Source organism: Pseudanabaena sp. lw0831, assembly GCF_016584665.1.
Taxonomy (GTDB): domain Bacteria; phylum Cyanobacteriota; class Cyanobacteriia; order Pseudanabaenales; family Pseudanabaenaceae; genus Pseudanabaena.
The window spans coordinates 18,045-35,000 of sequence record NZ_BBJB01000076.1; the positions used below are offsets into that span (position 1 = coordinate 18,045).

21 protein-coding genes, 1 tRNA gene, 1 other RNA gene and 1 pseudogene (1 of these 24 cut by a window edge) are annotated in these 16,956 nt (G+C 42.0%); 13 read left to right on the forward strand and 11 right to left on the reverse strand.

From position 1 onward, the window contains the following. Window positions 1-52: 52 nt before the first annotated feature. On the reverse strand, window positions 53-949 hold the full coding sequence (locus APA_RS15985; protein ID WP_201323259.1) for a hypothetical protein: 897 nt from the start codon (window positions 947-949) through the stop codon (window positions 53-55). A gap of 346 nt (window positions 950-1,295) precedes the next feature. Here APA_RS15985 and ssrA point away from each other — a divergent pair. Then, window positions 1,296-1,683, forward strand: a transfer-messenger RNA (tmRNA) gene (ssrA, locus tag APA_RS15990). Window positions 1,684-1,732: 49 nt separating this feature from the next. Here the strand turns inward: ssrA and APA_RS15995 are convergent. Next, a pseudogene (locus APA_RS15995) lies at window positions 1,733-2,151 on the reverse strand (N-acetyltransferase family protein). A 74-nt stretch (window positions 2,152-2,225) separates the two neighbouring features. Between APA_RS15995 and APA_RS16000 the strand changes: the two are divergent. The 5 genes from APA_RS16000 to APA_RS16020 all read left to right on the forward strand — a co-directional run bounded on the left by APA_RS16000 (window position 2,226) and on the right by APA_RS16020 (window position 4,574). Beyond that, window positions 2,226-2,831, forward strand: a complete 606-nt coding sequence (locus APA_RS16000) for a hypothetical protein (RefSeq protein WP_201323260.1) — start codon at window positions 2,226-2,228, stop codon at window positions 2,829-2,831. 13 nt (window positions 2,832-2,844) lie between these two features. Further along, window positions 2,845-3,351 carry a DUF29 domain-containing protein gene (locus APA_RS16005; RefSeq protein ID WP_201323261.1) on the forward strand — a complete coding sequence of 169 codons (507 nt, stop codon included), beginning with the start codon at window positions 2,845-2,847 and terminating at the stop codon, window positions 3,349-3,351. 119 nt (window positions 3,352-3,470) lie between these two features. After that, complete coding sequence (locus tag APA_RS16010) at window positions 3,471-3,704, forward strand: DUF2997 domain-containing protein (protein ID WP_201323262.1); 234 nt, start codon at window positions 3,471-3,473, stop codon at window positions 3,702-3,704. 98 nt (window positions 3,705-3,802) lie between these two features. After that, window positions 3,803-4,189, forward strand: coding sequence for a DUF1257 domain-containing protein (locus APA_RS16015; protein ID WP_201323263.1), 387 nt, complete (start codon window positions 3,803-3,805; stop codon window positions 4,187-4,189). Beyond that, entirely contained in the window at window positions 4,182-4,574 is a 393-nt protein-coding gene (locus APA_RS16020; RefSeq protein ID WP_201323264.1) for a ferredoxin, read from the forward strand. The genes APA_RS16015 and APA_RS16020 overlap by 8 nt, the downstream gene beginning before the upstream one ends. Before the next feature lie 36 nt (window positions 4,575-4,610). On the opposite strand, the gene APA_RS16025 is transcribed toward APA_RS16020, so the two are convergent. Both APA_RS16025 and APA_RS16030 read right to left on the reverse strand, forming a co-directional pair. Continuing rightward, entirely contained in the window at window positions 4,611-4,946 is a 336-nt protein-coding gene (locus tag APA_RS16025) for an RNA-binding protein (protein WP_201323265.1), read from the reverse strand. 567 nt (window positions 4,947-5,513) lie between these two features. Next, a complete protein-coding gene (locus tag APA_RS16030; RefSeq protein WP_201323266.1) occupies window positions 5,514-6,041 on the reverse strand; it encodes a DoxX family protein in 528 nt (175 codons plus the stop codon). Between the two features lie 354 nt (window positions 6,042-6,395). Between APA_RS16030 and rseP the strand changes: the two genes are divergently transcribed. The 4 genes from rseP to APA_RS16050 all read left to right on the forward strand — a co-directional run bounded on the left by rseP (window position 6,396) and on the right by APA_RS16050 (window position 10,524). After that, window positions 6,396-7,484 (forward strand): RIP metalloprotease RseP, encoded by a 1,089-nt coding sequence (gene rseP / locus APA_RS16035; RefSeq protein WP_201323267.1) that lies wholly within the window; start codon window positions 6,396-6,398, stop codon window positions 7,482-7,484. A 149-nt stretch (window positions 7,485-7,633) separates the two neighbouring features. Beyond that, window positions 7,634-9,427 carry a translational GTPase TypA gene (gene typA, locus APA_RS16040; RefSeq protein ID WP_201323268.1) on the forward strand — a complete coding sequence of 598 codons (1,794 nt, stop codon included), beginning with the start codon at window positions 7,634-7,636 and terminating at the stop codon, window positions 9,425-9,427. A gap of 217 nt (window positions 9,428-9,644) precedes the next feature. After that, window positions 9,645-9,812 carry a hypothetical protein gene (locus APA_RS16045; RefSeq protein WP_201323269.1) on the forward strand — a complete coding sequence of 56 codons (168 nt, stop codon included), beginning with the start codon at window positions 9,645-9,647 and terminating at the stop codon, window positions 9,810-9,812. A 55-nt stretch (window positions 9,813-9,867) separates the two neighbouring features. Further along, a complete protein-coding gene (locus tag APA_RS16050; protein WP_201323270.1) occupies window positions 9,868-10,524 on the forward strand; it encodes a J domain-containing protein in 657 nt (218 codons plus the stop codon). Window positions 10,525-10,591: 67 nt separating this feature from the next. Here the strand turns inward: APA_RS16050 and APA_RS16055 are convergent, their stop codons facing one another. The 5 genes from APA_RS16055 to arfB all read right to left on the reverse strand — a co-directional run bounded on the left by APA_RS16055 (window position 10,592) and on the right by arfB (window position 13,561). Next, entirely contained in the window at window positions 10,592-11,311 is a 720-nt protein-coding gene (locus tag APA_RS16055; protein WP_201323271.1) for a PspA/IM30 family protein, read from the reverse strand. 263 nt (window positions 11,312-11,574) lie between these two features. Further along, the gene (locus tag APA_RS16060; RefSeq protein WP_201323272.1) at window positions 11,575-12,339 is read right to left on the reverse strand and encodes a PspA/IM30 family protein; all 765 of its coding nucleotides are present in this window, start codon (window positions 12,337-12,339) and stop codon (window positions 11,575-11,577) included. Window positions 12,340-12,440: 101 nt separating this feature from the next. After that, window positions 12,441-12,514, reverse strand: a tRNA-Met gene (locus APA_RS16065). Window positions 12,515-12,650: 136 nt separating this feature from the next. After that, complete coding sequence (locus APA_RS16070; RefSeq protein ID WP_201323273.1) at window positions 12,651-13,145, reverse strand: hypothetical protein; 495 nt, start codon at window positions 13,143-13,145, stop codon at window positions 12,651-12,653. Between the two features lie 2 nt (window positions 13,146-13,147). After that, window positions 13,148-13,561, reverse strand: coding sequence for an alternative ribosome rescue aminoacyl-tRNA hydrolase ArfB (gene arfB / locus APA_RS16075; protein ID WP_201323274.1), 414 nt, complete (start codon window positions 13,559-13,561; stop codon window positions 13,148-13,150). Between arfB and APA_RS16080 the strand changes: the two genes are divergently transcribed. Continuing rightward, window positions 13,560-13,736 (forward strand): hypothetical protein, encoded by a 177-nt coding sequence (locus APA_RS16080; RefSeq protein ID WP_201323275.1) that lies wholly within the window; start codon window positions 13,560-13,562, stop codon window positions 13,734-13,736. The genes arfB and APA_RS16080 overlap by 2 nt on opposite strands. On the opposite strand, the gene APA_RS16085 is transcribed toward APA_RS16080, so the two are convergent. Together APA_RS16085 and APA_RS25595 are read right to left on the reverse strand one after the other, a co-directional pair. Beyond that, window positions 13,733-14,485 carry a metal ABC transporter ATP-binding protein gene (locus tag APA_RS16085; protein WP_201323276.1) on the reverse strand — a complete coding sequence of 251 codons (753 nt, stop codon included), beginning with the start codon at window positions 14,483-14,485 and terminating at the stop codon, window positions 13,733-13,735. The two genes, APA_RS16080 and APA_RS16085, sit on opposite strands and share 4 nt — an antisense overlap. 215 nt (window positions 14,486-14,700) lie before the next feature. After that, window positions 14,701-15,021 (reverse strand): chlorophyll A-B binding protein, encoded by a 321-nt coding sequence (locus APA_RS25595; protein ID WP_307837281.1) that lies wholly within the window; start codon window positions 15,019-15,021, stop codon window positions 14,701-14,703. 86 nt (window positions 15,022-15,107) lie between these two features. Here APA_RS25595 and APA_RS16095 point away from each other — a divergent pair, with 86 nt between their 5' ends. Continuing rightward, window positions 15,108-16,610 (forward strand): serine/threonine-protein kinase, encoded by a 1,503-nt coding sequence (locus tag APA_RS16095; RefSeq protein WP_201323277.1) that lies wholly within the window; start codon window positions 15,108-15,110, stop codon window positions 16,608-16,610. A 57-nt stretch (window positions 16,611-16,667) separates the two neighbouring features. Continuing rightward, a protein-coding gene (locus APA_RS16100) for an ABC transporter substrate-binding protein (protein ID WP_236579608.1) crosses the window boundary here: on the forward strand, window positions 16,668-16,956 show its beginning. It continues 941 nt past the right edge of the window; only the first 289 of its 1,230 coding nucleotides appear in the window; it begins with the start codon at window positions 16,668-16,670; the stop codon falls past the right edge of the window.

Genomic DNA, 16,956 nt, shown 5'->3' on the forward strand with positions numbered 1-16,956 from the left:
TTGTTCCAATCCTCAAAAGACAACGTCATTTTGAGGATTTTAAACCCTTAACTCAGTAAGAGCAATCAACACCAGTGCAAAGTCTTGTAAACCAATTTTTCGCAATTACTCTCAGGGCAAAGTCATGACCTAATGTGCCACCCGTAACTGCATAGCGCAAAGCAAATTCTAGACTGGGGTTGTATTGATCTCTCACAATTGGACGCAATTGCTTTAAATCAAAGACAGGGATTTTAAAATCGTTAGGAAGCTCCTTCGCCTCCCATAATTCCTTGAGGGCAGTCCATCGGTGATGTCCAGAATCCAGCATCATTTTAGTAGGATCTTTGCGATCGCAAATCATCAGGCTCACAAGGGGAATTCCCCTCCATCCATTTGTCAAGATGCTGGATTTATATGTGCTTACTAAATCTGGGCTATCTGCACCACCCTTGCCATATTGACTAAATGCATTAAAAAAAACCTCAGGTGCAAACCAATATGAAGCAGCCAACATCTTTTTAACTGTTATAACAGCATGTAATTTCTGCTCTTCTGAGAACTTATTCTCATGTTCATCTCGAAAATATTCCCATTGAAAATCAACCCAATCCGCTGTTTTTAAGTCTGATAGTCCACCATCAAAATCAAAAGCTTCAATTTGTGGGGCTTGTCTAGTCGCAATAGCCTCAGTCTTAGAAACTACTTCAATATTGGCAACAGCTTGTTTTTGCTTTGAGGTTGATGATTGTTTCTTGCTTTGCCATTCAATGAAAGCCCGATCTGCTAAAACTGCGTTAACCCGTTCAATGCTATATAGTCTAATCGGAGCCGCACTTTTGCTTTTGGGATTGCTCTGAGTCATATCGCATTCACCCAAAAACTTTTTGATCGACGGGTCAGTAAAACCATGCAACTCTTTGAGTTCTTTAGAAGATATATATTCCGTCTCTGTAATTGCAATAGCCACTTGATCAGCCTCTCCTTATCGTTATTTTCTCTACAGCAACAAGTGCTGAAACAAAAAAAATTATTTTATCCCTTTTGCAAGCAAAAGAACGTAGCTCGTGAGACTTACAGCAATTTTCGAGCAAACGAACCACAATAAACTTTTTGAAAGTGTCGCTTTGCAACACTTTCAAAAAGTTTATTGGTTTGGGTTTAAGCGCAAAGCGCTGTAACAGCAATTCTCATTATGAAACCAATTTGAGGGGGAGAGCCTGCGGCTCTCCCCCTCAAATTGGTTTTGATGAAATTACGTCGTCGGCGTAATTTCATCAAAACCAATTTTTATTATGCTATTATTAAAAACATAAGGGATCGTAAGGGTTTCGACGTGTTAGTAGAAGCTATCCTTTGATGCAGGTCGAGAGCGAATTATCTCTCGTAAATCAATGATTCAAACAAGTACATGCGAACAACATTGTATCTTTCTCTCGTAAAGCCGCTCCTGTAGCTGCCTAAGAACCTTTTCGGTTTCGAGGTGTGATGTATGACTCCGTTAAATATGTCACTCCAACCCCCAACGGATGCTGCTTATAACTTTCTCTGGTAGGTTATTTGCTCAAGACTTTATCAGTGCATCTTTGGCTACTAGAGATAATTAGTAATTCCCTCCGTGAGGATCAAATCGGATAAACCTGTGAATGACTGGGAGGTTAGGCGCTAGTGCGGACGGCAGTTCGACTCTGCCCGATTCCATTAACCTAATAAAAAAGGCACTTGCTTAGCAAGTGCCTTTTTTATTTCATCGCTATAACCGTAATGCATAGTGATTGAAATCTTGATCCTTGATATAACCAAGCGATTCATACAGAGCTTGAGCTGCAACATTAGAGATTTGTGTTGCTAAAACAAGTCGGACTGCTCAGCCGCATTCATCAGTAATTTGGCAATTCCCTGCTTTCGGTAGAGTGCGTCTACAAATAAATCATTCAAAATCCAGACTCGCTTCATCGACACAGAGGAAAAGCTAGGATAAAGTTGGGTAAATCCAACCACGCGATCGCAGTCACGAGCTATAAGAACAGTTGAATCTTGATTTTGAAACCTTTCCTGAAGAAACTTTGTAGCAGCGTCGAGATCTGAAGACTGATTGTAAAAAACACGATATTGGTCAAACAGTCTAGAAACTTCGTCAAGATCCTCAAGACTAGCCAAAGTAACCTGCATCTATATCTCCTCGAAACTTACAACAGCCTATATTTATAGCAAACTGCTATGAAATACTGAGGAACAACCAAAAAGTGCGTAAACAAATATTCACAAATCCTCAATATCTAAAGCAGATAATTCTCCTATCTTGCTTGCCTGCGCTTGTCGGTATGTGGTTTGTGCAGATGATTCCGACATGGGAAATAGTCCAGCCGATCGCTATATTGATATTTTTTATCCTGACGATAGTTTTTGCATTCAGGTGGCGATCGCAGACTGCACCTAGCCAGAGAATCAAGCTATTTCGCCCATTTATCTTTTTCCCATTTTTAGCAATTTTCGCAATTTCCGTTTTAGTTTCACCACTACTGTACTTTCTCTTAACATTTAGAATTTTTGATTACGTCTACGTTGCTACATACCAATTTCAAGGGCTACCCACGACTCTATATATTTATGAAACTTCCTGTTTCCCTGATACTCGTGGTTCCTGTAGAGTTTATGACAACGACATCAAGATTAGGGTTGGGATTTTGCCAATCATGACAAATCTTATATCTTCTCCTTGCTTATTTAATAAACCTTATCTTCAAGGCGATATTGCAACTTTTACAATTGAGAAAAGCCGTGACAAATGCAAGGTTGCTGTCTCTATAGACATGAGACATGGCAAAGTAGTAAAGGTAGCTGATAAGTGATGAGGTGATCTTAATGCTGAAATCAGACTTTAAGCAAAATTTGCAAGGCGATCGCCATAATAATCAGGCTAGTAATCAAGTTAGTCCCGCAGCTAATCAATACGAGCAAGATTTTTATGCTTGGACGCAGGAACAGTCTGAGTTATTACGTTTGGGGGAATGGCAGATGTTAGATATTGAAAATTTGGTAGAGGAGATTTCATCCTTGGGCAAGCAGCAAAAGCAGGAACTACGCAATCGATTAGGGATTTTAATTGGACATTTGTTGAAATGGCAATTTCAGCCTGAGTTGCGTGGCAAAAGCTGGAGAGCGACTATTCGCGAGCAAAGGGACGAAATTTTGGATGTTTTACAAGAAAATCCCAGCTTAAAGCCTTATCTTAATGAAGCTGTTCAAAAGGGCTTTCGACAGGGGATTAATTTGGTTTTGCGAGAAACGCCCCTAGATATTGATGATCTGCCTCCAGAATGCCCCTACACGATCGCCCAAATTCTCGATCTACAATTTCCGTTTGAGTAGAGCATTGCGATCTCTATATAGCAAGCATCAGAAAAAGATTTTGATTTTACCATCTAACTTCTTGACGTTTATAGGAACTTTGCGTCAAACTGTCTATTAATTAAACAGCTAGAATCAGTATGGAAACTCTGGAATTCATTATCTACCCAGATGGACGAGTCGAAGAGCGTGTCACAGGCATTATCGGTTCTAGTTGTGCTGAAGTAACCGCCGCGATCGAAGCAAAGCTCGGCATAGTCGCTCATCGAGAGTTAACTTCTGAAAATTTTGCTCAACAGCAGGTAACATCTCAGTCGGCTACGCAACTCGATCGCGTGTCAGACACAGAAGCTTCTGACTTTAGCCAATGGTAGTTAAAAAAGATAAAATCACCAGTTTCCGCAGATATATAAGATAAAAAAGTTATAGTTTTCGCCCATTAGCCATTTAGATCGAAGTCAGGATAAACCCTATGTCACATTTTAGCCAAGTAAAAACCCAAATCCGCAGTCTAGAACCTTTGCAAAAAGCCCTAACCGATCTTGGAGTCAACTGGAAATCTGGCACTACGCCCATGCGTGGACACGAAGGCTCGACCACATCTGCTGAAGTGGTAATTGAGCAAGACAATGGTTATGATGTCGGGTTTCAGTGGAATGGCGCTGAATATGCCCTAGTTGCGGACATGCAATTTTGGCAACAGCCTTGGACAGTAGAGAGTTTCTTGAGAAAAGTCACTCAAGGCTATGCGATAGCCACCGTCATGGGTGAATCTAGCGAGCAAGGATTTGCTCTATCTGAAAAGCAAGTACGTGAAGATGGCTCAGTACGCCTAGTTTTACAGCGCTGGAATGGATAATTTGTCGATACATACTGCGATAACCACTAGTTCAGAGTCAGAGATGAGCGATCGCTCAGGCTTTGAACCTGAACTTGGTGGAGAATTGCGACAAAACGCTGTGTTTGTTGACGAAACAGTATGTATTGGTTGTGGTCACTGTGCTCATACGGCAAGCAGTACTTTTTTTTTAGAAGAAGATTATGGACGCGCTAGAGTAATCGCCCAAGACGGGGATGAAGAGGATCTAGTGCAAGAGGCGATCGATACCTGTCCAGTAGACTGTATCGCTTGGGTCAATTACAACGACCTGAACAAACTCGAAGAAGCTCGAAAGCATCAAATTATTCAAAATTTAGGAATTATTGGCGATGGTTCAGCCCTGAGGCGTGCCATCAATTCATAAAAAAGAAGGGGTGCTAAGCACCCCTTCTTTTTTTATTTAGTAACGACGACCGCCGCCGCCACCGCCGCCAGACGGACGACCACCGCCGCCCTTAAAGCCGCCACGGCCACCACCAAAGGAGTCAGAGCTTTCGCGAGGCTTAGCCTTATTGACTTTGAGGGCACGACCCATCCATTCGGCTTCGTCTAATGCTTCAATCGCAGCATCTTCTTCTTTTTCATCAGTCATTTCAACGAAAGCGAAACCGCGTGGACGACCCGACTCGCGATCAATCGGTAGATGAACGCGGGTGATTTTGCCGTATTCTGCAAATACGGATTTCAAATCATCTTCTGTAACCTCATAAGAGAGATTACCAACATAAATAGACATAATACTTGCTTCAACAATCAGATATGTGTAGAGATAGAGATTTCGGAAAGAAGCCTGTCACGATGAAACAGAAGACGACTGTCAATACTGAAAACAAACATGCGATCTAGAAATACTCATCCGCACATATTCTAGCGTAGTCATCTTAAATTAGTTACTTAATCTTGAAAATATTTACGCAATCTCACGGCAAAAGAGAAGAAGTGAGAAGTAACACCTATATTTTTTGATTTTTAGGTTGTTCAGAATACCAATCCAACAATATTTTTGCTTACTTTTTTTACATAAAAACGTAATGAGTGATACCGTTTTACCTGAATTTCAAGAATCACATTCAAATCCGAAATGCGATCGCTTTTACGAAAGCATCATTATCACCTTCACCTCATAAAAATGTGAGTGTGGGGCTTAGCCCCACACTCACATTTTTATGATTTTCACTAAGTACATTGGCATAATTAAAGAACAAGTAGAAAGGTGTTTAGCATCACATATTTTGATTTTATAGAGATATCTAAAACAGAAAAAGGGGCGCAAAGCGCCCCTTTTTCTGTTTTAGATAAATATCTACTTATTAGCTGTCACTCTTACTGATTGAGCGATCGCGTTAACATTTGAAGAACCTGACAAAAATTTATCTAATGATTTCGCGATCAAAGTGTCAATCGCATAGTTGCCCCCACCATAAACTGCGAAAAAGGCAAAAGACACTGCATAAATTGAGGATAACTCAATGGATGGGATCGAGAAACCACCAATCAAGATGTGGTGATAGTTAGCTACAAGCATAGTTGTAAATAAACCTAAAGCCGCTGGTCTAGTTAAAAACCCAAGAATTAGCAAAGGCGCGGCAACCACTTCAGTAATTGCTGCGCAGTAGGCAAAGAAAATCGGAAAAGGTAACCCGATCGCCTCGACATAGGCTTCAGCAAATCCAGAAATATCCGCAAGTTTATCGAAACCGTTATGAATAATCATCGTCCCAAGGACAACCCTAAGCAGAAGAAGAGAGGCTTGAGTTAACGAGACTGGGGCAGAGTCTGAACCGAGAATTAGGCGAACGATTGAAGCGGCGATGCGAGTTGTATTGTTCATTTCAGCGCATTAGGTAATAGTTTAGTTAATAAAACTTAAAAGATTGCAATAATTCATAACTTATATACATTAATCTTAACATAAGTTTTTATAATGCCACTCATCCAATAATTAAAAAAGTATTGAGGCTTATGGGTCTTGCCATTCTTTGGGTTAGATGACGCGCTAAAAGCTTTGTCAAACATTTGACTTTTTGGTTGTGCTACGATCGCAAACTAAGCAATCTTTATATATTGCCTAAAATATAAAATCCCAGAAGTTGGGCTGCCCGCCGTGCGGGCAGCCCAACTTCTGGGTCTGTGTTACTTACAACATTAAAATTCTAAGAAATTCTTAACTATTAGAGCGAAGTCTATGTCTGCCTTGCCTGCAATTGCCGTTCTTGCGATTCTGATTTTAGTTCACGAACTCGGTCACTTCATGGCTGCTCGCGTACAGGGCATTCATGTCAATCGATTTTCGATTGGGTTTGGTCCCGTGTTATGGAAATATCAAGGCAAACAAACAGAATATGCACTCCGAGCAATTCCCCTTGGCGGCTATGTTGGCTTTCCTGATGATGATGAAGAGAGCAACATTCCTAATGACGACCCCAATTTGATGAAAAATCGTCCGATCATGGATCGAGCGATCGTAATCAGCGCAGGAGTAATTGCCAATTTTGTCTTTGCTTACTTAGTTTTATTAGTAATGACATTGAGTGTTGGCATCGGCACAGTCGATCAACCAGGGGTAAGAATCACAAAAATTCTTGAGCCAAATGCACCCGCAGCGGTTTCAGGTCTGCAAGCTGGCGATATCGTCCTATCAGCAAATGGGACAAACTTTGACACTAACCTCACGACGCTCGATCGCTTTCAAACTTTGATTTCTAAAAATGCCAATCAAAACGTTGATTTGCAAGTAATGCGCGATGGCAAATTGTTACAAGTGCCAATCTTGCCCGATGGCGAATCAGGCAAAGGTCGAATCGGCGTAAGACTAGACTTCACTGGAAAGCCTCACCGTCGAGCTGTGAAAAACCTTGCCGAAGCTTTTGACAATGCTACCCAGAGTTTTGAGCGTTTAGTAGTGATGACTGTCCAAGGGCTGAAACAACTGGCTACCAATTTTAAGAATACGGCTTCTCAACTATCTGGCCCCGTAGCGATCGTGGCGATGGGTTCTGAGTTAGTTAAGTCTGATGCCGCAGCATTATTTGATTTCACAGCAATTATTAGTATTAACCTCGCAATTATCAATATTTTGCCCTTACCTGCTCTGGATGGTGGTCAATTAGTATTTTTGGCGATCGAGGCTTTACGCGGTGGTAAGCCATTGCCTGAAGAATTACAAAATAATGTCATGCAAGGCGGCTTAGTAATTCTCCTCGGTTTAGGCGTAGTGATGATTTTCAAAGACTCATTTAACTTGCTTCAACAAAGCGGATTAAGTCCTTTATAAAAACCCAGAAAATAAAGGCGGCGCTTTGCGCCGCCTTTATTTTCTGGGTTGATGATTGCAACGTAGGTATAAACACAAAGTTTTTTGTCAACTTCAAGCATAATAGATAAAGAAATAATAAGTTTTTCGATCAACTCGATACATCACCCATGTCTCTCCCTATCCGCAATGTCGCCATCATCGCCCACGTCGATCACGGCAAAACCACTCTAGTAGACGCACTTCTCAGACAGTCAGGCGCTTTTCGTGAAGGTGAAGCCCTTGTCGAATGTGTGATGGACTCCAACGACTTAGAGCGTGAGCGGGGCATTACCATACTTTCAAAAAATACTGCTGTTAAATACAAAGACACTTTAATCAACATCGTTGATACCCCAGGACACGCCGACTTCGGTGGCGAAGTTGAGCGCGTACTTGGCATGGTTGAAGGATGCTTGCTAATCGTTGATGCCAATGAAGGTCCCATGCCTCAAACTCGCTTTGTGTTGAAAAAGGCGTTGGAAAAAGGCTTGCGTCCAATGGTAGTAATCAATAAAATTGATCGCGAATTTGCCGATCCCCATGTTGCAGTCAGTAAAGTACTCGATCTGTTCCTTGAACTTGGTGCAGATGACGATCAGTGCGATTTCCCATACCTATTCGCCTCAGGAATGGGTGGATTCGCCAAAGAAAAATTAGAAGACGAAAGTGTTGATATGAAGCCGCTGTTTGAGGCGGTCTTACACCATGTGTCTCCACCTGTTGGCGATCCTGAAAAGCCTTTGCAGTTGCAAGTAACCACCCTCGACTATTCCGATTATCTTGGTCGCATTGTTATCGGTAAAATTCACAACGGGACAATTACCTCTGGACAACAGGCAGCGCTAATCTCTGAAGATGGCAAAATCGTCAAAGGTAAAATCACCAAGCTTTTGGGGTTTGACGGGCTCAAACGGGTTGAGATGCAAACCTCTTCCGCAGGTAACATTGTTGCGGTTTCAGGTTTTGCAACCGCTAACATCGGCGAAACCATCACTTGCCCTAACGAGCCTTTAGCTCTGCCGATGATCAAGGTTGACGAACCCACTTTGCAGATGACTTTCTGCGTCAACGATTCGCCATTTGTTGGACAAGAAGGCAAGCTAGTTACCACTCGTCAAGTACGCGATCGCCTGATGCGCGAACTCGAAACCAACGTGGCTTTGCGTGTCCAAGAAAATCCTGAATTCCCCGATCGCTTTGCGGTAGCTGGACGTGGCGAATTGCACCTTGGCATCTTGATCGAAACCATGCGTCGTGAAGGATACGAATTCCAAGTTACGCAGCCTCAAGTTATTTACCGTGAGCTTAACGGCAAACAGTGCGAACCTTACGAATGTCTCGTCCTTGATGTCCCCGAAGATGCGGTCGGTGGTTGTATCGAGCGTCTCGGTCAACGTCGCGCCGAAATGGTTGATATGCAAATGTCGAGCAGTGGTCGCTCTCAGCTAGAGTTTGTCGTTCCGGCCCGTGGACTAATCGGCTTCCGTGGTGACTTCATGCGCGCTACTCGCGGCGCTGGCATCATGAACCATAGCTTCCTCGATTACCGTCCTTCGGCTGGTGAAATCAGCGCCCGTCGCAATGGCGTATTGATTTCCTTTGAAGAAGGCGTAGCTACTGAGTTCTCCTTGAAGAATGCTGAAGATCGCGGCGTGTTCTTCATCAAACCAGGCACTAAGGTTTATAAGGGCATGATCATTGGTGAGAACAATCGTCCTCAAGATATGGAGCTAAACGTATGTAAGAGCAAGCAGCTCACGAACATGCGTGCGGCTGGTGCCGATGACATCGTACAGTTGCAAGCGCCTATCGAGATGAGTCTGGAACGAGCCTTGGAATACATTGGTCCCGATGAAATCCTTGAGGTTACACCAGAATCAATTCGTTTACGCAAGCTCACCAAGAAATTTGCGAAGCGCTAAATTCTAGTGACACCAGTTTTCAAAATGGCAAGCCATTTTGAAAACCCAAAAAATTACTGGGTTTAATTTTTAATTTTCAAAAGTCTAGCCATACTTTCGAGAATTGGTAAAACTCCTATAAAGTAAAAGGGGGCGCTTTGCGCCCCTTTTACTTTATGAGTTTATATTTGCTAAACTATTTTTTAAAGTTTTAAGGCTATTTCCTAAATATTTACTTATGCATCAAGTTATCCTCGAGCTAACGGGCAGTCGAAAAGTGCATGTCATTTCTGAACATGCGACTAAGGAGGAAGCTTTGGATAAATACATCAAGCTCGTAGAGTCAAACAAAGGTTCGCCAATTACGACTAAAGGAAAATATTCAATTCGCAAAAAGCCAGAGTAGCGGCAAATTTCTGACCAGCCCTGTTATCGGCTTCTTAATAATCAAATTTCACTTCATGCACTTATCCGAATGTTATCGACTCTTGGGAGTTCCCCGCAATGCCACTTTAGATGATATTAAAGTGGCTTATCGACGTTTGGCGCGGAAGTATCACCCCGATGTCAATCAGAATGATCCGACAACAATAGATAAGTTTCGACTAGTGCAGGAAGCTTACAAAATGCTTAAAGATTCTGATAAAGAAGATTTGAGTAAGGAGTTATTTTCTAAAAAAGAAGCTGCAAATGCGCCGAGATCTCAACCTACACCACCACCACCTAAAGCTCATAGCAAACCTCAACCCCATCCCAAAATCAAGATCGAGGTGAAGCAAGTCAATAATCAAGTCGATCCGATTAATAGCGATCCAGAACTAAGGCTAAAATTAGATATGTTGCGGCGCGTGCAAGATCTACTCAAGCAAAAAAAATATGTCGTAGCGATCGCGGTTGTCGAGGGAATGAGCGAAAGGTTTCCTACTTCTCCAGAGGTAATCCATTGGAAAGCAGTTACTTACCACCGATGGAGTAGCGAATTAATTTTGGTGGGTAAATTACGCGAAGCGGAAATCTACCTCAATAAAGCACTAAATACTGATCCTAAAAATCGCGAACTTAGTTTTGAAGTTAAGCGAGACTTAGAGAGAGTCCAATTACTGAAAACAAAAAATTGAGATCAGGCAATATCGTTTTTACTTTTATCAAAAACAATGGCGAGAAGCGCTTCTAGTGCTGTATTAACTAAGTGGCATCCGATGGTGGCAAAGCATTCTGAGAAGCAGAACTAACGATCGCTATTTTGGCTTTTAGCTCCGCCAATTCGTCATCAATATCGCTAACTGATTCTAGCTGTGCAAACTTAGAGCCTAGCTCATCAGCACTAAGCTCAGCATTAGCACTTGCCAAAGCTTCAGCTTTTAAAACCTTTTCTTCCATGCGTGCAAAAGTAGCCTCTGCCGAATTAGCCCCTCCCAAAGTAGTATTTACACTGCCGAGTATATTGTTGAGATTTTCTTGAGACTTACTAGTTTGTAAACGGACTTTAAGCAGTTCTTTCTTGGTTTTTGCCTCAGAAATCTTACCTGCGATCGCAGTTAGATTTTTCTTGAGCAACTCCACTTGCCCTGTTTGTTGCTGCAATCCTGCTTTTAGAGTATTTGCTGATTCCGTGTGAGTCTTTTTACGACTGAGAGCTTCCTTCGCAAGAGCATCATCTCCCTTTTGGATAGCCAACATTGCTCGTTTTTCCCATTCTTGAGCCTGTGTTGTACTTTGGTTATATTGCTGCTCTTGGACTTTCAAGGCTGCGATCGCCTGCGCGACAGATTGGCGCAATTGCGCCAAATCTTCTTGCATGTCAAAGATTAATTGCTCCAAAATCTTTTCAGGATCTTCGGCAGCCGAGACAATTGCATTGAGATTGGACTTGAGCACCATAATAATGCGTTCTGGTAGTCCCATAATCCTGTCCTTTGTCCTAAAAGTGAATTGTCTACATAATATCATGCACAAGTTTTCAGCTTTTCCTCTCTTTACAGCGAGCTTCAAGCAAGTCAGATCGAATTGGCAATGATGTTAAATCAGACAAAATGGCTTGGTTTAGGCAAATCACAAATCAAAAAATAAGAGTCAGCGCTGAGCGCTGACTCTTATTTTTTGATTTGACATTCTAAATCATTGGCGTTAATTAATAAAAAAACACATCGCAACCTAATTTCGAGTAATTAACCCATTTGACGACGAAGAGCTTCTAGCTCAGCATCGATCGCAGCACCGACAGTTGGCTTAGATGCATCCGATGGAGGCAAAGCACCTTGAGATGCTGGACTGCCCGTCATCATTTTCGCTTTGAGTGCGGCTAATTCATCATCAACCCCGCTACCAGCCTCTAGCTGAGCAAACTGAGATTCCAGATTATCCATCCCAAGTTCGGCACTGGCTCCAGCCCTAGCCTCAGCCATAAGGACTCGCTCTTCCATCCGCTCAAAAGTAGCGGCGGCGGAGTTGGTATTAACCTTGCCCAGCATATTGTTAAGGTTCTCTTGAGCCTTAGCAGACTGCATACGAGCCTTGAGCATCTCTTTCTTGGTTTTTGCCTCAGAGATCTTGCCTTCGATCGCAATTAGATTTTTCTTGAGCAGATCTACTTGACCTGACTGCTGATCTAAGCCAGTTTTTAAGGTTGCTGCCGAATCGCCGTGGGTTTTCTTACGGCTCAGGGCTTCCCTTGCTAAGTTTTCATCCCCTTTTTGGAGAGCTAGCATCGCCCGTTTTTCCCACTCTTGAGCCTGAGAAGCGCTTTGATTATATTGTTGCTCTTGGCGCTTCAGAGCAGCCATTGATTGCGCGACAGCTTGGCGCAATTGCACCAAATCTTCTTGCATATCAATGATTGATTGCTCCAGAATTTTTTCTGGATCTTCAGCAGCCGTAACCATTGCATTTACATTGGACTTGACCACCATACCAATGCGATCGAGTAATCCCATAATCCTGTCCTTTGCGTTAGGGAGTAAATTGTTTACATACTATCATGAACACCATAAAAGTATAGGTGAAGCAGAGCTTCACCTATACTTTTTAGTCTATATAGCAGCTCCGGGATTTGAACCCGGGACCTACGGATTATGAGACCGTCGCTCTAACCACCTGAGCCAAGCTGCCGTGCATTTCTTAATATAGCATAACGGATGTAAATATTTTGCAGTATTTGCTTATAGTCAGCAACTCTCATTTTTAAAATTGGTTTTGATGAAAGTCTTCCTACGGCAGACTTTCATCAAAACCAATTTTAAATTTTTCACACTCTGCCATAACACATAGTCCCTTCGTGATGAAACTCAATACACCAACCAGCGACTGGATCAAAGATCCATGTATCCCAATCTTCTTCCACAATTGCTTCTAGAGAAAGCTTGACCAAATCCAATGGCATTTCTAGAATTGGATGAGCAGCCGAGAACCACATTACATTCACAATAGGATTACCAAGCTGCTGGGTTTGGCAAAGTTCATGAAAGGCAGAAGCTGTTTGATCATGCCGACCCGCGCAAATACTCTCAGAAATCTGTTGCCAATCGATCTGTCCATATTGCCAAGGAAATGATTGACTCAGCCACTGCACAAGGTGATTTGATGCGTCATTATTTGGTAAAAATATTTTGCAAAGCTCTAAGGGAATATCTAATGCAATCAGCAATTGCTGAGCTTCTTTTAGCTGCGATCGCTGTCGAAATTCAGCTAATTTTTGTGCTAGTTTAGCCTTCCGTCCTGATGAATTAAGCATCTGCTTCATCACTACTCGGTAATGTTACCTCTTAAAGCCTTAATTTCTCCGCGCTTAGTTTTATTTTCGATGCGTCGATTTTGAGCACTTCGTGATGGTTTTGTTGGCTTACGTTTAATTGGTACGATCGCCACACTTTGGATTAACAACTGAAGACGTTTTAGAGCATCTTCTTTATTTTGTTCTTGAGTACGATGCTGTTGTGCCTTAATGATCAGAATGCCATCTTTGGTGATGCGTCGATCGCTTAAGCTGAGTAAGCGTTCTTTATAGATAGGTGATAAGGAAGATGCATTAATATCAAAACGCAAATGAATCGCTGTCGAAACTTTATTAACGTTTTGACCACCTGCACCTTGCGATCGGATGGCAGTAATACTAATTTCGTCGATCGCAATAGACTTATGTTTGGAGATTTGAAGCATGCAATTATCTAAAGCGAATCGAGCTGTCTATTGTGTCTATTTTATAGTGAAAGAACAAAATGTCATTGCGAGCAAAGCGCTGACCGCCCTCCCTAATTATTCACTGGGAAGTGAAACCCAAAAGAATAATGACAGCGCGAAGCGCCGTCATTATTCTTTTGGGTTTTATGATTAACAAAATAGTAATTCTTCTCCAGCGCGATCGCTATGATTGATTTGCTCAACCGATGCACCATAGGCGGCTTGAATATTTGCTGGAGTAAGTACTTGGCGAGGTGTACCACTTGCCACCAAATGACGATTGAGTAGTAATAACTGATCATAGCGATCAAGAGTATCACCCCATTCATGACAGCTAATCAGCAAGGTCTTACCCTCCTGCTTTAGCTCATTAAAAATATTCCACATTAACGCCTCAGTCTTTTTATCCACTGCGGTCATTGGCTCATCCAGCAATAAAATATCTGCTTGTTGCGCTAAAGCTCTCGCTAAAAACACACGCTGCTGCTGTCCGCCTGAAAGCTGTTTAATTGGGCGATCTCGTAAGTCATAAAGTTCAACACGCTCCAATACTTCACGCACAATTTCCTTTGATTGACGGCTGATTTTCCCAAACCAGCTACTGTGCAAAGTACGTGACATCATCACCACATTCCAGACAGTCACAGGGTAGTCCCAATCAATCTGCGATCGCTGTGGAAGATAAGCAATTTTTTGACGTTGCAGCTTAAGTGGTCTTTCTTGATAAAAGACTTGACCTTTTTGAGCAGGAATCAGATAGAGCATCGACATAAGTAAAGTGCTTTTGCCTGCTCCATTGGGACCAATCAATCCCACTAACGAGGAAGATTTGAGGCTAAAAGAAATATCTGACAAAGCTGAAGCTTCGCGATAGTCCACCGACAGGTTTTGCACTTCAAGCATAGATGCTGATGCTCAAACAATGATAATCGTTTTCAAAATTATACCTATAATTTAGCGCTCCACCAATAAAAAATGGGAGCGTGCTTTGCACCCTCCCATTTTTTGGAATATTTTTTACTAGTTATCGAAGGTCTGACTAAACTTTCGAGAATTAAACATCAAACTCAGTAAGGGTTTGGAGCCTCAAAATGGCATTACTATTTTGAACATTGGTATTATTCAGCATTTTGAGTAGCTTTAACTGCATAGTAACCAAGCAAAGTTGCAACTGTGAAACCTGCAAAGAAAAGCGTAAATAATACACTAATACCCCCAGTAATGCCAACTTGAGCGAGGATACCTTTGCCAGTCAAAACTTCATTGGCAAAGCCCGCAACTAATCCAATCATTGCCATCCGACCGTTCCAAGTCTCAGCAAAGTTGCTGAAACCAAATACGCCTGCCCCTGTAGGATTTACATTAAGACCAACAGTTTTGCTGGAGGGCTTGGAAGTATTGTTATCAACTGCTGAGATTTTAGTTGGTGTGTTTACCATAATTAATTCCTTTCCTACAGAAGCTTTATATTATTTAACTAAACCTTATATTTAATGTAAACAAATGTAAATCTACCATCAGAAATATGCCCTACTGCCTCAACCCTAGCTGCCAGAAGCCAAACAATCCCGAAGGCGGGAGATTTTGCATGAATTGTGGTAAAAACTTGCAGCTTAAAGGTCTATATGAGGCAATCTCCTTAATTGGGCAGGGAGGCATGGGGCGAGCTTTTCAAGCAAAAGATTTAGGGCGGTTGGGGCAACCCTGCGCAATCAAGCAATTTCTGCCCCAGTTTCAAGAGTCTGAGTTAATGAAAAAGGCGATCGCTCTATTTGAAAGCGAAGCCGCTCAACTTAAAGCATTAGGATCTCATCCACAGATTCCTGAGCTAATCGCCTATTTTGGAGAAGATGGATGTCTATATCTAGTGCAAGAACTCATCGAAGGCGAAAATCTCTATATCGAATTGCAGCGCAATGGCATATTTATCGAAGCACAGATCTACGAATTATTGGCAAATATCCTGCCAGTTCTCCAATTCATCCATGATCGCCAAGTTATCCATCGCGACATCAAACCCGACAATATTATTAGGTGTTCTTTAACAGCTCCTGAGTTAGTTCAAGAAGCGGGAAAAGCCAATTACCAATCACCAATTACCAATTCCCCTCAAGTCAATTTTGTTCTCGTTGATTTCGGAGCCGCTAAAGCTTTTACTACCGATACAGCCAATCGCACAGGCACTTTAATTGGCAGTGCCGAATATATCGCTCCCGAACAAGCAAGGGGAAAGGCTTTCCCTCAAAGCGATCTCTATAGTTTGGGAGTTACTTGCATTTATTTACTAACAGGAATTTCACCTTTTGATTTATATGACGATGAAAGCGATCGCTGGATTTGGAGAGAAAAGTTACAAACTCCTATATCTAATCATTTAGCAGTAATTCTTAATCGTCTCTTAGAAAGAGCGATCTCTAATCGTTACAGTTCCGCTAACGAGGTCATGCATGATCTCCAATCTGTAACAATTAGTTCAGACAATAATTCCAATAGTTTAGAAGTTAGTTGTATTAATCTACATAACAGCCCTCAGATCAAAAAATTAATAGAATCTCTAAATTTAGGGCAATGGCAAGAAAGCGATCTGCTAACTAACACAATCATTTTGGAACTCGCAAATAAAAATAGAATTGCCGAATTAACTTCCAATGACATCGATCAGATTTCTTGTGATATATGGGTAGCGATCGACCAAGCATGGATGCAAGCCAGTAATAATCGCTTTGGTTGGAGTATTCAGAAACAAATCTGGAAAAGTCTCAGCGGCAGGTTGATTTATGAAGAAAATAACTATTGGGAATTTGCCAAGATCTATGAGAAGTTTGCTGATCGTGTTGGATGGCGCAAACCACGTTGGTTAAATCTAGAATTCTCTCCAAAGATTTGGCGTAAATATGAGAATCTAACCTTTTCGATCTCTGCGCCACGAGGTCATTTGCCAAGCCTATTTTTCTGGGAAGGATTTAATTTAGTCGATACAGTTCTCTATCGCTTAGAAATCTGCCGTCAAAGTCAGGACAATTCATAAATTACACCTACTTTGATAGACTGATCCGAGTAACGCTATTTTAAGGCTTCTTAAATTATGGCAAAATCTATCAAACAACTCTTTGGCTATGCGATCGTAGCCTTTATGGCCTGCTTGCTAGCAGTGGCTTGCACTCCAACAAATAATACTACCTCAACTACTTCTAATAGTCCCACCACAAGCGGAACTCAAACCCCAATCCCTATTGGCATCGCTGTTGCTCAAACTAGCAATGTCGCTTTGCTAGGACAAGAACAGGTCACAGGTGCAAAAATTGCTGAGGCTTATTTCAACAAACGAGGTGGCATCAATGGCACTCCAATTCGCCTGATCTTTCAAGATACCG

What these genes read in the sequence shown, in the direction of transcription:
- APA_RS16005 (WP_201323261.1), top strand. Translation starts at nt 2,845, where the DNA reads ATGCTGAAATCAGACTTTAAGCAAAATTTGCAAGGCGATCGCCATAAT.
- APA_RS16010 (WP_201323262.1), top strand. Translation starts at nt 3,471, where the DNA reads ATGGAAACTCTGGAATTCATTATCTACCCAGATGGACGAGTCGAAGAG.
- APA_RS16015 (WP_201323263.1), top strand. Translation starts at nt 3,803, where the DNA reads ATGTCACATTTTAGCCAAGTAAAAACCCAAATCCGCAGTCTAGAACCT.
- APA_RS16020 (WP_201323264.1), top strand. Translation starts at nt 4,182, where the DNA reads ATGGATAATTTGTCGATACATACTGCGATAACCACTAGTTCAGAGTCA.
- APA_RS16025 (WP_201323265.1), bottom strand. Translation starts at nt 4,946, where the DNA reads ATGTCTATTTATGTTGGTAATCTCTCTTATGAGGTTACAGAAGATGAT.
- APA_RS16030 (WP_201323266.1), bottom strand. Translation starts at nt 6,041, where the DNA reads ATGAACAATACAACTCGCATCGCCGCTTCAATCGTTCGCCTAATTCTC.
- rseP (WP_201323267.1), top strand. Translation starts at nt 6,396, where the DNA reads ATGTCTGCCTTGCCTGCAATTGCCGTTCTTGCGATTCTGATTTTAGTT.
- typA (WP_201323268.1), top strand. Translation starts at nt 7,634, where the DNA reads ATGTCTCTCCCTATCCGCAATGTCGCCATCATCGCCCACGTCGATCAC.
- APA_RS16045 (WP_201323269.1), top strand. Translation starts at nt 9,645, where the DNA reads ATGCATCAAGTTATCCTCGAGCTAACGGGCAGTCGAAAAGTGCATGTC.
- APA_RS16050 (WP_201323270.1), top strand. Translation starts at nt 9,868, where the DNA reads ATGCACTTATCCGAATGTTATCGACTCTTGGGAGTTCCCCGCAATGCC.
- APA_RS16055 (WP_201323271.1), bottom strand. Translation starts at nt 11,311, where the DNA reads ATGGGACTACCAGAACGCATTATTATGGTGCTCAAGTCCAATCTCAAT.
- APA_RS16060 (WP_201323272.1), bottom strand. Translation starts at nt 12,339, where the DNA reads ATGGGATTACTCGATCGCATTGGTATGGTGGTCAAGTCCAATGTAAAT.
- APA_RS16070 (WP_201323273.1), bottom strand. Translation starts at nt 13,145, where the DNA reads ATGAAGCAGATGCTTAATTCATCAGGACGGAAGGCTAAACTAGCACAA.
- APA_RS16080 (WP_201323275.1), top strand. Translation starts at nt 13,560, where the DNA reads ATGCAATTATCTAAAGCGAATCGAGCTGTCTATTGTGTCTATTTTATA.
- arfB (WP_201323274.1), bottom strand. Translation starts at nt 13,561, where the DNA reads ATGCTTCAAATCTCCAAACATAAGTCTATTGCGATCGACGAAATTAGT.
- APA_RS16085 (WP_201323276.1), bottom strand. Translation starts at nt 14,485, where the DNA reads ATGCTTGAAGTGCAAAACCTGTCGGTGGACTATCGCGAAGCTTCAGCT.
- APA_RS25595 (WP_307837281.1), bottom strand. Translation starts at nt 15,021, where the DNA reads ATGGTAAACACACCAACTAAAATCTCAGCAGTTGATAACAATACTTCC.
- APA_RS16095 (WP_201323277.1), top strand. Translation starts at nt 15,108, where the DNA reads ATGCCCTACTGCCTCAACCCTAGCTGCCAGAAGCCAAACAATCCCGAA.